This is a genomic window from Methyloversatilis sp., from assembly GCF_030698125.1.
Taxonomy (GTDB): Bacteria; Pseudomonadota; Gammaproteobacteria; order Burkholderiales; family Rhodocyclaceae; genus Methyloversatilis.
Window position 1 is genome coordinate 38,854 of record NZ_JAUYNV010000032.1, and the last position, 12,391, is coordinate 51,244.

Genomic DNA, 12,391 nt, shown 5'->3' on the forward strand with positions numbered 1-12,391 from the left:
GTGTTCGCCACCCTGCGAGGTGCGGGCGCTTCACTCCATCCGGTGCGTGCGTCGGGAGGCCTCCTTGGAAAGCGCAACCGGAAATGAAAAAAGGCAGCCATTGGCTGCCTTTCAGCGTGCGTGCGGCCCGATCAGCTGCGCGGCACGTTGGCGTATTTCTGACGGAAGCGCTCGACGCGACCTGCGGTGTCGATGATCTTCTGCTTGCCGGTGTAGAACGGGTGGCACTGCGAGCACACTTCAACGTGCAGCGGCTTGCCGAGCGTCGAACGCGTTTCGAAGGAGTTGCCGCATGAGCAGGTGACGGCAACGGCGACGTAGTTCGGGTGGATAGCTTGTTTCATGCCTGTACTTTCACTGATGCAGTGCCGCCAGTCGGCGCAACTGCTGGACATCGAACCCCGGGTCGGCTGCGCCATGTTCGGCAACTGCAGACGGTGCCCGCGGAGGAAAAACCAGCATTATGGATGGGAATTCATTCCGGTTCAAGCGATCGAGCACTGGTCGTCCGATCGGCCGGCGCCTCGGGTGTGACAGTGACGCACACCTCGATGGTGTGCTCGCCGCCGCCGAGGATGACGCCGCGCATTGGTGTGACGTCACTGAAGTCACGACCCCAGCCGACGGTGATGTGCTGATCGTCTGGCTGCACGCAGTTGGTCGGGTCGAAGTCGATCCAGCCGGTGCCCGGACAGAACACGGACACCCAGGCATGCGAGGCGTCGGCACCGATGAGCCGGGGCTTGCCGGGTGGCGGTCGTGTCAGCAGATAGCCGCTGACATAGCGCGCCGGCAGACCGAGTGCGCGCAGGCAACCGATCATGAAGTGCGCAAAGTCCTGACACACGCCGCGCTTTTCCTTCAACAGCGTCTCCAGCGGCGTGCTGACTGTCGTTGCCTCCGGATCGAATTCGAAGTCGCGGTGAATCCGTTGCATCAGTGCGCTGGCCGCCTCGAACAGTGGCCGGCCCCGATGAAAATCGAGTCGTGCATAGCGGCCGAGCACGGGCAAAGGTTCGATGTGCGGGCTGGCATACAGAAACTGGCAAGGTTCGAGCAGTGGTGCCGGCCCGACCTGATGCAGGCGGTCCCGCACACGTTCCCAGGAGGGCGACGCCGGACTGTCGGCCACTTCGCGACCGATTACCTCGACGGTTGAATCGGCCACCACGACCAGCTCGTCATGAGCGGCGCTGACCGTGAAACTGTCCACCAGATTGCCGAAATAGTCCTGCCGGGCGCGCCGCTCGGCGGGCACGGGATCGATGTCGACGCCATGCTCGAGCGTGATCTGGCGCGGTGTTTCGCGCGGCGTGAGATGCAGCGTCTGGCGCGACAGCGACACCGGGCGCGCATAGGCGTAACGCGTTTCGTGCAGCACGTTGTAGCGCAGACGCGCCATGATCAGCTGTTGCTGCCCGGCCACGGCGTCGCGGCGTGGCTGAAGAAGCGGCGCCCGAGCTGTTCCGAAAGCATGTAGGCGGCCTCGCCCAAGGCGCTGAGCACCGCGACCAGGCGCGGCGAACCGACGCGGAAATCGGTGTCGGCGCGCAGTGCGAGCATGTCGGCCGCCGCATCCGACAGTGCCGCCGATTCGATGCTGCCGAAATGCGCGGCCAGGCGTGCCAGATAGTCGGTCAGCCCGAGTGCCTGATAGGCGATGGAGCGCGGATTGGTTTCGTCGGCGACCAGCAGATCGATCACCGGCAGCCACTGCGGCCGCGTCATGTAGCGCGAGCGATAGGTGATCGTGCTGTCGGCCAGTTCGAGCAGCCAGTCAGGCGTGTCTCCGCCGTCGGCGAGCGCCTCGCGCAGCACCCGGCTCATGAACTGCAGCCGTTCGATGCGCCGGCCGACCGACAGGAAGCGCCAGCCCTGGTCGCGCGTCATGCCGTCGAGCGCGAAGCCGGACAGGGTCATCATCGCCAGTACGCTATGGTCCAGCCGCTCGAGCACTTCACCCAGTTCGGTCGGTACGTCGTTCAGGTCATCGGCCAGCCGGCTGATGATGCGCCAGTTGTCGATCGACAGCCGCTCGCGCAGGCTGAAGGCGACATTCGACAGCTGATGCAGACCCGATGCCAGCGATCCGGGCTGCTCGGCATCCAGTGCCGCGGCGCGCAGGGCCTCCTCAAGATCGCTGATCGACGCCTCTTCGAGGTCCTTCGGCAGGATGCCCTTCTGCTGGCACAGCCGGGTCAGTGCATGGTCTGCGATGTCGCCATGTTCGATGTGCTGTGCGATGAGTGCGCGGAGCAGGCGCGCCGTGTTGTCGCAGCGTTCGCAGTAGCGGCCGAACCAGAACAGGTTCTCGACCACGCGGCTCGACAGCTTGGTGCCCGCTCGGACCAGCTCCGACGGACCGACCGACCGGCGCAGCAGGCTGAAGGTATTCACGGTGCCGTGCGTCAGCACCCAGGTGTCCTTGCTCGACCCGCCGCGCTGCATCGCGATCACGCGCGCGTCGCGCTCCGAGGCGACGCGGGTCAGGCCACCCGGCATCACGACATAGCCGTCCGGCGACGCACAGGCAAACACGCGCAGACCGACTGCGCGTGCCGCCAGCCGTCGCGGATGCTGGGTATCCCACACCGGTGCCTGCGACAGCTGCACCAGTTCCTGCGCCACGTAATGGTGCGGTCGCGCGCGCATGCGGGCGATCAGTGCGGCGCGCTCGCGCCGGTCCAGATCCTGGCCGAACACCGACTGGATACGCAGCTGCGGAAAGGCCGGCTTGATCACCAGCTTGTCGAGCTTCTCGATCGCGTCTTCGAGCGCCGCCTCCTCGCCGCACCACCAGGTGGCGAGCGACGGCATGGCCAGTTCCTGGCCCAGCAGGCGCCGGCACAGGCGTGGCAGAAAGCCGAGCAGGGCGCCCGATTCGAGCAGGTTCGAGCCGAGCGAATTGGCGATCAGCACATTGCCCTGACGGGCCGCTTCGACCAGGCCCGGTACCCCGATCGCCGATTCACCATCCAGTTCCAGCGGGTCGCAGAAGTCGTCGTCGAGCCGCCGCAGGATCACGTGCACGCGACGCAGGCCGGACAGGTTCTTCAGCCAGACACAGCCGTCGCGCACCATCAGGTCGGAACCTTCGACCAGCGGAAAACCCAGGTAACGCGCCAGGTAGGCGTGCTCGAAATAGGTTTCGTTGTACGGCCCCGGCGTCAGCAGCACGATCAGCGGCGGACCATCGCTCTGTGGCGCGTGCAGTGCCAGCGTGTCGCGCAGCGCAGCGAAGAAACTCGCCAGGTGCTCGACGCGCAGGTCGCGGAACTGTTCCGAAAAGATGCGTGAAATGACCAGCCGGTTTTCCAGCGAATAGCCGGCGCCCGACGGCGCCTGCGTACGGTCGTTCAGCACCCACCAGCGGCCATCGGGCGAGCGCGCCAGATCGGCCGCATACAGGTGCAGGTGGATGTTGCCCGGTACCGCCATGCCGTGACACGGTCGCAGGAAACCCGAGTGGCCGTAGATCAGCGCTGGCGGAAGCAGGCCTTCCTCCAGCATCTGCTGCGGGCCGTACACGTCGAGCAGGATGCGGTTCAGCAGTTCGGCACGTTGCGCGATGGCGCTGGAGATCTGCTCCCACTCGTCCGGCGGGATGATCAGCGGCAGGGCGTCAAGCTCCCACGGCCGCTCGACGCCGCGCGGGTCGGCATACACGTTGTAGGTGACGCCGTTTTCACGGATCTGCCGGTGCATCGAGCTCAGGCGCTCCTGCATCTGCTCCGGGCGGGCGCGCACGAGGGTGTCGAACAGGCTGCGCCAGTGCGGACGAAGGGCCCACGGTCCGGACAGCAATTCGTCGTAGCGCGTTTCGGTTTGCGGGTAGTGGGCGAGCAGTTGGCGGGGCATGGGCAGAGCGATTGTGTGTGCGCGGCAGTCATCGCTCGCCGACGCACAATTCTGTTTCAATCGCACCCTAGCACAGAGCGCGTGTGCGCCGGCTTCGGGGGCGGCCGGCCAGGAGAGGCGCGTCACCTTTCACGTCCGGCGCCAGCGCGCCGCAAACGCCGGTCACGATTCGATGTCGACACGGGTGAAGGAACGGATATCACCGGAACGGGAGATTGCAAAAGTGCGTGACATTGCAGTGATTGGAGCCGGCATGGCCGGCTGCGCGCTGGCCCGCCGGCTGGTCGACGCCGGCCTGAACGTGCAGGTGTTCGACAAGGGACGCGCTGCCGGCGGACGCATGGCAACGCGGCGCGCCGACCGGCTCCAGTTTGACCACGGTGTGCAGTACATGACGGTGCGCGGCGAAGCCATGACGGCGCAGCTCGCCGACTGGCAGCGCGCCGGTGTCGCCACCGCATGGGCGCCGATCGGGCTGGACGCATCGCCGCGCTGGGTCGGCGTGCCCGGCATGAATGCCATCGCACCCCGCATGCTGTGGGGCGCCGAAGTGCATACGGAAACCGCGATCGTGGGCTTCGGTCGCGATCATCTTGGGTGGTGGCTGGAAACCCCGCAGGGCCGCCTGCCGGCCTGCTTCGATGCGGTGCTGGTGACGCTGCCCGCACCGCAGGCGGCGGCGCTGTTCGGGCGCTGCACGGACGTGGACGTCACGGTCTTTGCCGACGCAATGCCGCGCATCCGCTATGCGCCGTGCTGGGCGCTGATGCTGTCGTTCGACACGCGGCTCGATGCCGCCGACTGCCTGCGCCCGGCAGCGGGTGGCGTGCTGGGCTGGGCGGCGCGTGACAGCAGCAAACCCCAGCGCGACAGTGCGCACGACTGCTGGGTGATCCATGCCGATCCGACGTGGTCGCAGCAGCACCTTGAACGGAGTGCCGAGCAGGTCCAGCCATTGCTGCTCGATGCCTTCCTGTCGGCAGTCGGGGTGACTGTCGCACCGTCGCTGTGCCGAGCGCATCGCTGGCGGTATGCGAGGGTGATCGAAGCACTGGGGCGCGATTGTCTGTGGGACGCGGACAGCAACCTGGGTTACGCGTCGGACGGTTGCCTCGGCGAACGCGTCGAGGACGCCTTCGACAGCGCCACGGCGCTGGCCGACCGGGTGTTGCGGGGCGGCGCATGAGCACTTGTCGCCGCACAGGACAAAGCGTTACAAACGAGTGCATGTGATTCAAAGGAAAGAACAATACGTCCATATTCTGGACATCAGCCAAAATGTTTCCCTGACGCACTCTCAAGTGCGAAGAAGCCCTCCCGTAAGTCCGATACTTACATGGCCATACGGCTTTGTATCCGCACTCAAGGGAGACAGCACATGAAGCTTTTCGGACGCCGGGCAGTCACCGGTCAGGGGGGCGTCGACACCGTCCAGACGCGGGTCGCGGAGCTGGATTCCCGGCTCGCCGCCGTCGGCGGTACGCCTTCTTTCATCAGCGGTTATGTGGCGCCCGATGTCGATATCGACAGCGTGGCGCGCAGCGTGCGCGCCCGCTTCCCGGGGGTCGCGCTGACCCTTAGCACGACCGCAGGCGAACTGTGCAGCACCGGCGGCGGATCGCTTTACTGCGATGCGACCGACGGTCGTGACCGGGTCGTACTGCAGCTTTTCGATCGCAGCGTGATCGGCGAAGCGCGAGTGGTCGCCATTCCGCTGTCCAGCGAAGATCTTCGGAAGAGCGGTCCGGTGATGGATTATCGCGAGCGCATCGATCGTCTGGTGCGCAGCATCCAGGCCACCCAGGTCGATCTCGACATCGATCATCGCGACACCTTCGCCTACGTGCTGTTCGACGGGCTGTCGAATTCCGAATCCTTTTTCATGGAAGCGCTGTACGAGTCGGGGCGATTTCCGTGCCTGTTCGTCGGCGGCTCGGCCGGCGGCAAGCTCGATTTCCGCGACACCTGGCTGCATGACGGTTCGCGCCGCCTCAACAACCACGTGCTGGTGGCCTTCCTGAAGATGGCGCCAAAAGTGCGTTTCGGTGTGTTCAAGAGCCAGAACTTCGAGCCGGCCGGTACCAGCTTCCAGATATTCAGTGCGTCGGTCGAGCGCCGGCAGGTCAGCCTGGTGATCAACGGCGAAGGGCGCGTGGTGTCGCTGATCGAGGCACTGTGCAAGACGTTTGACTGCGACCGCAAACAGCTGTCGGCCAAGCTCGACAGCCACTCGTTCGCCATCCGGGTCAACAACGAGCTGTTCGTGCGCTCGGTGGCACGGCTCGATTTCGATAACGACCGCGTCGATTTCTACTGCGACGTGGCGCCGGGCGAAGAGCTGGTGCTGGTACGCCGCACGCCTTTTGCCAGCACAACCGAACGCGACTACCGTACCTTCATGGCGAACAAGCCCGGTGAACCGCTGGCCGGCATGTTCAACGACTGCGTGCTGCGCCGCCTGTACAACAGCGCCGAACTGGCAGGGCTGGACCGGATCTTCGGTGGCGGCAACATTGCCGGCTTCTCGACCTTCGGCGAAATTCTCGGCCTGAACCTGAATCAGACGCTGACCGCCGTGTTCTTCTTCCGCATGCAGCCTGCCGACACGTTCCGTGACGAATACGTCGACAACTTCGTCGCCCACTACGGCGAGTTCAAGGCCTTCTTCCTGCGTCGGCACAATGCCAAGCTGGCTGGCATGTCGCGCGTGATGGTGCAGCAGATTTCCGACTACCGTTCCGGCAATTTCAGCAGCCGGCTCGATCCGGCCAACGTCGATGTCAGCATGGTGCCGGTGGTGCGCGACCTCAACCAACTGGGCGAAATCATGCTTGCCGCCGAACAGACGCGCGACGCGACGGCCCGGCAGCTGGAATCCTGTTCAACCGATCTGTATGCGTCGGTCGGCGACCTGACCACGCGGCTGTCGGATCAGCAGGGGGTGATCAAGCAGGCGGTGGGAACGGTGGACACGCTCGCTGGCCAGGCCAGTGAAGTCGGCGGCAGCGCGCGCGACTTGTCGCGCGCCAGCGAACGCATCCAGCGCGTGGTCGAAATGATCCAGCAGATCGCCGACCAGACCAACCTGCTGGCGCTCAACGCAGCGATCGAGGCGGCACGCGCCGGCGAAGCCGGCCGCGGCTTCGCGGTGGTGGCCGACGAGGTGCGCATGCTGGCCGAGAAGTCGCGCAACAGCGCGGGCGAGATCGGCAAGGACATTTCCGCGCTGGCGATCGAGATCGTGCGCGTGGCGCAGATGATCGAAAACCAGTCGAAGGCGGTGTCGAGCCTGACCGGGGTGCTGGAAACGATAGAGTCCTACAGCACCGGAACGGCCACGGTCGCCGGCCACACGCGGGGCGTGGCCGATGTGCTGCAGGGATTGACCGGGGCGCAGGCACCGATTCGTGCCTGATCGGCGCGACGCGGACCGCCGGCCCCACTCATGAACCTGAAAACCTCAGTTGGCTGCGTCCGTCCCGACCTGCGGTGTGGTGGCGGGGCTTCGTAGGTTGGGGTGAGCGAAGCGATGCCCAACATCGCCTGTTGCGCCCGCGCGGTACCTTCGTTGGGGGTGTCGTTGGGCATCGCTTCGCTCACCCCAACCTACGGGTAGGGCGGTCCTCGCGCCTTGCCGGACACCCTGCCAACTCTGCACGCAATGCCGATCGACCGAGGTTTTCAGGACAAAAAAAGCGACCGCCCCACGTTGTGCGGGACGGTCGCCTGGGGGTGAATGCCGGAAGGTGCGTGCCCGTTTCGGGGCGGGCACGTCGACTCAGTGGGGTGCCATCAGTTCAGCGCCTGTTCCAGGTGCTTCACCAGTGCGCGCAGTTCGCTCGACGTCCCATGCAGTCTGCTCGCGGCGTCGCCGACCGACTGCACGCTGGCAGTGGTCTGTTCGACCGAACCCGAAATGCGCTCCATGCTGGATGCCACCTCGTGTGACGCGAGCGATTGCTGGCGCAGCATCTGGGTGATTTCTTCCGAGTAGGTGGCTGCTTCGCGGCTGGCGTCCCAGATGGCCTGCAGGCCGGTGCTGCTGGCTTCGATGTCGCCGGTCGAACGGGCGACCTCACCGGCCGTGGCACTCATGGTATCGACGGCCGAACCGGCGAGCTGGATGATGTCGGTCACGGCGAGCGCAATGTCCTTCGTGCTGGTGCGCGTGCGTTCGGCCAGTTTGCGCACCTCGTCGGCAACCACCGCAAAGCCGCGGCCCTGTTCGCCGGCGCGTGCCGCCTCGATCGCGGCATTGAGCGCCAGCAGATTGGTCTGCTCGGCAATGTCGTTGATCACCTGCGACACGGCGCTGATCTTCTCGACCGATGCATTCACTTCCGAAATGCGCGTCTGCGACTGGGTCACCACGCCGACGACGCGATGGCTGCTGGCAATGCCCGCTTCCATCGTCTGCATGGCGTCGTGAGCGCTGGTTTCGGTCCGCCGCACGGCTTCGAGGCTGCGGTCGGTATTGCTCGACACTTCGTTGATCGACACGCTCATTTCTTCCATTGCAGCGGCAACCTGCATGACGTTTTCTCCCTGGGCACCTGCCGAGGTGATGAGCGCACGCATCGCATTGTCGAGTTCCTTTGACCGTTCATCGACCTCGCGCGCGCTGACCAGCACGTCGGCGAAGATGGCCCGCAGATGGATGCGCATCACTTCCATGCCGACGAACAGCTCGCGCAGCGGTCCTTTCGGTGCATCGATCCGGGTTGCCAGCTTGCCTTCGTCGAGTGCAACGATGGTCGCCTGCAGGGTGTTCAGCCGTGACACGACGCCACGGCTCAGATACCAGGCGCCGCCCAGTGCGATCAGTGCGGCCAGACCCGCCATCAGCAAGCCCCACAGGCCGCCCAGTGCCGCGCCGCCGATGGCCAGCAGACTGCTGACGCCGGCGCTCAGCCAGATTCGGGCAGCGAGCCCGAACTTTTCCTTGTGACGGGGGGGGTTCGGGAATTTCACGCTCTTGTCTCGCACCGCGCGGTACAGCGACTCTGCGCTGGCCACGTCTTCGCGCTTCGGAATGTTGCGCACCGACTGGTAGCCGACGGTACGGCCATCGAGTGTCGTCGGCGTGACGAAGGCTTCGACCCAGTAATGGTCGCCATTTTTGGCGCGGTTCTTCACCAGTCCACGCCACGGCTGGCCGGCCTTGATCGTGGTCCACAGGTCTTCGAACGCTTCCGGAGGCATGTCCGGATGACGCACCACATTGTGGCTCTCGCCGATCAGCTCGTCACGGTTGAAGCCGCTGATGGCGACAAACGATTCGTTGACGTAGGTGATCCGGCCCTGCAGATCCGTCTTGGTGACGATCGGTTTTCCGGGTTCGAGGAAAACTTCTTTCTGGGTGACCGGCATGTTCGTTTTCACAACTTCTCTCCTGATGTATCAAATATGACTGCACAGGGCCGCTGAGCGGAGGTGCCGGGAAGGCTCGCCGCATTGCGCAATGCAAGTGTGTGACTTACGGCGCCCACGAAGCAACCTTCAGGAAATTAACCTGAATCGGCTGGAGACTTGCTTTGGGTCAGATTTCTGCGAAAAAGCGCCGCGGATCGATTGCGGATGCGAGCTCGTTCTCGACAGGTATCGGGTCGCCGCACAGTTGTGCCGCGAGGACCTCGGCAGCCAGCGGCGACCACACGAGCCCGCGCGAACCCAGCCCGGTGAAGGCGTACAGACCGGGCTGGCCGGGCAGTTCGCCGATCAGCGGCATGCGGTCGGGTGTCGCGGTGCGGAATGCGACCCGACCAGCGAGCTTGCGCACGTCGGGCATCAGCACCGTGTCCGGCAGCAGCCGCTCAAGCCGGGCCAGATTGCCGGCATGGCTGTCGCTGCGCACGCTGCAGTCTTCGTCGCCGACGTCGAAGCTGGCGCCCAGATTCAGGTCGCCGTCCGGTGTCGGGCAAAGATAACCGTCGCAGCATAGCGTGACGTGCAACTGCGGCAGCAGCGCACGCGGCAGGCGGGTGACCTGGCCGCGGATGCGGATCAGCGGCAGCGCCAGCGGCGACAGCGCAGCCGCGTCCGATGCATTGGCCAGCACGACGGCGTCGGCGCTGACCAGCGAGCGATCGCCGGCGCTCACCTGCCAGGCGGCGCCGTCATGTGCAAGACCGATGACTTCGCTGGAAAACAGCCGGGTCACGGCGTCGCCGGCCCGCTCGAGATTGGCTTCGCACAGGCTGGGTGGATTGACCCAGGCGCCGCGCGGAAACCACCAGCCGCCGCGCGGCACGGTGTAGCCGACGCGCCGCGTCATTTCCCAGTCGGACAGATGGCGGACCAGCGCATCGGGCAAGGCGTGCGACGCCCAAAGCGCGTGCTGCATCTGTTCCTGTTCGGCGTCCTGCGCGATCTGCATGACGCCGGTCGGGCCCCATTTCAGCGGCCGTCCTTCGCCGTCGAGGCGCCGCAGATGGCTGGATGCATGCAGGAAGGCGGCACGCGAAAAGCGCGCGGCGAAGCTGTCGTCGCGCGCCACCATCGGGCGCAGCACGCCGGCCGGATTGCCCGATGCCTCCTGCGCCGGTGCGGCGTGGCGCTCGATCAGTACCACTTCGATGCCGCGTGCCGCCAGCCGCTCGGCCAGCGCGCAGCCGGCCAGCCCGGCACCGATCACCGCCACGCGCCGGGGCGTGCCGGCTTGCGGTCGGTGGCGTAGCGCGGCCGCCTGCGCCTGGGAATGCAGCGCGCCGGTCAGCATGTCACGCTTGGGTTTCAGTCCGAGCCGCTTTTCGGTGACGAAACTGTGGTCGGACAGGGCCCGGCGCAGCGCCGCCGATACCGTCCAGGTCGCCAGCGTCACGTCGTCCGCGCTCAGGCGCTTCAGGTGCCGGCAGATGCGCTCGGACCACATGTCCGGATTGCGCGTTGGCGAAAAGCCATCGAGATACAGCGCATTGGCACGCAGCGTGAGTTGCGGCAGCAGCGCGTCGGCGTCGCCGAAGGCCAGCGTCAGCACGACGCGGCCGCCGTCGAATTCGATGCGATGAACGCCCGCCACCGGCAGCGGCCAGCGTTCGACCAGCCGCTGCGCCATGTCGCTCATGTCCTGCGGCAGCGCGCGCTGGTAGTAGGTTGCGAGGTCGTACTGGGCGACCGGATGCTTTTCGACCGACACGAAGTGCAGCCGGTCGCAGCGTGCCGGGTCGTCGCGCCAGGCGCGCCAGGTGGCGAGGAAGTTCAGGCCGAGGCCGAATCCGGTCTCCAGCACGACGAAGCGTTCGCGTCCGGCCCAACGCCCGGGCAGGCCATTGCCGCCGAGAAATACGAACTGGGCCTGGGCGAGCGGCCCTTCGCAGGAGTGATAGCGGTCGTCGAACAGCGACGAACGCGGCGTGCCTTCATCATCGAAGGTCAGCGTGGCGGGCTGCAGGGGTTGAAGCGGGCGCGACATTCAGGATCAATTTTCCGGGCAGACACACCGCAAGCGTGATGAAGGCGGGGCGCCGGCGTTCCTGTTGCGGCCGGAGCGACTTGCGGGAGCGATTCCCGGGGCCGCTCCCGCCTCCACGGCTCCCGAAGCAGATACGGCTACTCGCGGCGCATCTGAGGCGGAGTGAAAGATTATATAAAACTTTGTTTTTAAGTTTTTTCTTCTCATTCCTCTCTATTTTGTACCCCCACTTGTACCCCCTGTTTTCTTTCGCGCTCGAGCCTTCTCTCTGCTTGCTTGAAGGTTTGCGAGAAAGCGCTCCTTGTCGGGCACAGATCTACGGATTACCTCGTGTGGTTCGCTCTCCTTGAGCTTGCCACCAGAGAGTACGAATGCTGCGTGGTCGCGCACAACCAACGGACGTCCGTTTGGCTTCGCCTGCACAACCATACCAAGAGAGCGAAGGTATCTGATTTGCGCCGCAGGTTGTTTCAGCGGCCGGCAAATATCGGCGATCTCGTCGGACGTCAGGAAAAGAGATTTCTCACCGGTCACTATCTCGTGGCGCCATCCAGTGTGAAGCGGACTCTCATTGGTGGTTCTTCTGCCGTGGATTGCGGGACGTACCGATGGGACTCTCCAGCAACGCCTCAATTTTCTTTACCGCAGACTGAGAATTGTCCGTTTGGTGAGTAAGAAAAAGGCTCGCCGTGGCGAGCCTCTGATGTCTCCGAAGAGGGTTTAAGCGGCTTTCTTCTTCGCCGCAGGCTTGGGGGCTGGCTTGCATTCAGTGGCCTTCGTCGCCGCCCCTGCAGCCGAGGCTTGCTCAAGTTCCAGTTCGTGCCGCGCGCGCTCGGCGACCAGTTCATTCACAATGCGCTTCAGTTCGCACGAAGCGAAACGATGCAGTGCTTGGCGCATGAGCGGCTGATAGCCCATGTTGTGCAGCGATGCGATGTTCTTGAAGTCCTGAATCAGCGATTTCTCCAGCCGGATCGAGATCGGTTGCAGGTCGCATGCTTCGTCGATGCGCGCTTCCAAATCGGGGTTCTGTTTGGCAACTGCTACATAGTCTTCATCCCGTCCGAGAGATCCTTCGTCCCAGGCTTCATCCGTTCCGGGGATGACGGGTAGGGTGCTCAT

At 64.9% G+C, this 12,391-nt stretch carries 9 protein-coding genes; 2 read left to right on the plus strand and 7 right to left on the minus strand.

Features of this window, described 5'->3' with window-relative positions; genetic code table 11:
• Nucleotides 1-131: 131 nt before the first annotated feature.
• The 3 genes from rpmE to Q8Q80_RS12725 form a co-directional block, all read right to left on the minus strand.
• Entirely contained in the window at nucleotides 132-344 is a 213-nt protein-coding gene (gene rpmE, locus Q8Q80_RS12715; protein WP_305633259.1) for a 50S ribosomal protein L31, read from the minus strand.
• Between the two features lie 131 nt (nucleotides 345-475).
• Nucleotides 476-1,402 (minus strand): transglutaminase family protein, encoded by a 927-nt coding sequence (locus Q8Q80_RS12720; RefSeq protein ID WP_305633335.1) that lies wholly within the window; start codon nucleotides 1,400-1,402, stop codon nucleotides 476-478.
• 2 nt (nucleotides 1,403-1,404) lie between these two features.
• A complete protein-coding gene (locus Q8Q80_RS12725; protein WP_305633260.1) occupies nucleotides 1,405-3,858 on the minus strand; it encodes a circularly permuted type 2 ATP-grasp protein in 2,454 nt (817 codons plus the stop codon).
• A gap of 223 nt (nucleotides 3,859-4,081) precedes the next feature.
• On the opposite strand from Q8Q80_RS12725, the gene Q8Q80_RS12730 reads away from it, so the two are divergent.
• Together Q8Q80_RS12730 and Q8Q80_RS12735 are read left to right on the plus strand one after the other, a co-directional pair.
• Nucleotides 4,082-5,044: an NAD(P)/FAD-dependent oxidoreductase gene (locus tag Q8Q80_RS12730; protein ID WP_305633261.1), complete on the plus strand. Its 963-nt coding sequence runs from the start codon at nucleotides 4,082-4,084 to the stop codon at nucleotides 5,042-5,044.
• A gap of 192 nt (nucleotides 5,045-5,236) precedes the next feature.
• Nucleotides 5,237-7,273, plus strand: coding sequence for a methyl-accepting chemotaxis protein (locus tag Q8Q80_RS12735; RefSeq protein ID WP_305633262.1), 2,037 nt, complete (start codon nucleotides 5,237-5,239; stop codon nucleotides 7,271-7,273).
• Between the two features lie 377 nt (nucleotides 7,274-7,650).
• On the opposite strand, the gene Q8Q80_RS12740 is transcribed toward Q8Q80_RS12735, so the two are convergent.
• The 4 genes from Q8Q80_RS12740 to Q8Q80_RS12750 all read right to left on the minus strand — a co-directional run bounded on the left by Q8Q80_RS12740 (nucleotide 7,651) and on the right by Q8Q80_RS12750 (nucleotide 12,391).
• The gene (locus Q8Q80_RS12740; RefSeq protein ID WP_305633263.1) at nucleotides 7,651-9,240 is read right to left on the minus strand and encodes a PAS domain-containing methyl-accepting chemotaxis protein; all 1,590 of its coding nucleotides are present in this window, start codon (nucleotides 9,238-9,240) and stop codon (nucleotides 7,651-7,653) included.
• Nucleotides 9,241-9,397: 157 nt separating this feature from the next.
• Complete coding sequence (gene mnmC / locus Q8Q80_RS12745) at nucleotides 9,398-11,269, minus strand: bifunctional tRNA (5-methylaminomethyl-2-thiouridine)(34)-methyltransferase MnmD/FAD-dependent 5-carboxymethylaminomethyl-2-thiouridine(34) oxidoreductase MnmC (protein WP_305633264.1); 1,872 nt, start codon at nucleotides 11,267-11,269, stop codon at nucleotides 9,398-9,400.
• A gap of 213 nt (nucleotides 11,270-11,482) precedes the next feature.
• The gene (locus Q8Q80_RS19830; protein WP_371132762.1) at nucleotides 11,483-11,803 is read right to left on the minus strand and encodes a DUF4224 domain-containing protein; all 321 of its coding nucleotides are present in this window, start codon (nucleotides 11,801-11,803) and stop codon (nucleotides 11,483-11,485) included.
• 186 nt (nucleotides 11,804-11,989) lie between these two features.
• Nucleotides 11,990-12,391: a hypothetical protein gene (locus Q8Q80_RS12750; RefSeq protein WP_305633265.1), complete on the minus strand. Its 402-nt coding sequence runs from the start codon at nucleotides 12,389-12,391 to the stop codon at nucleotides 11,990-11,992.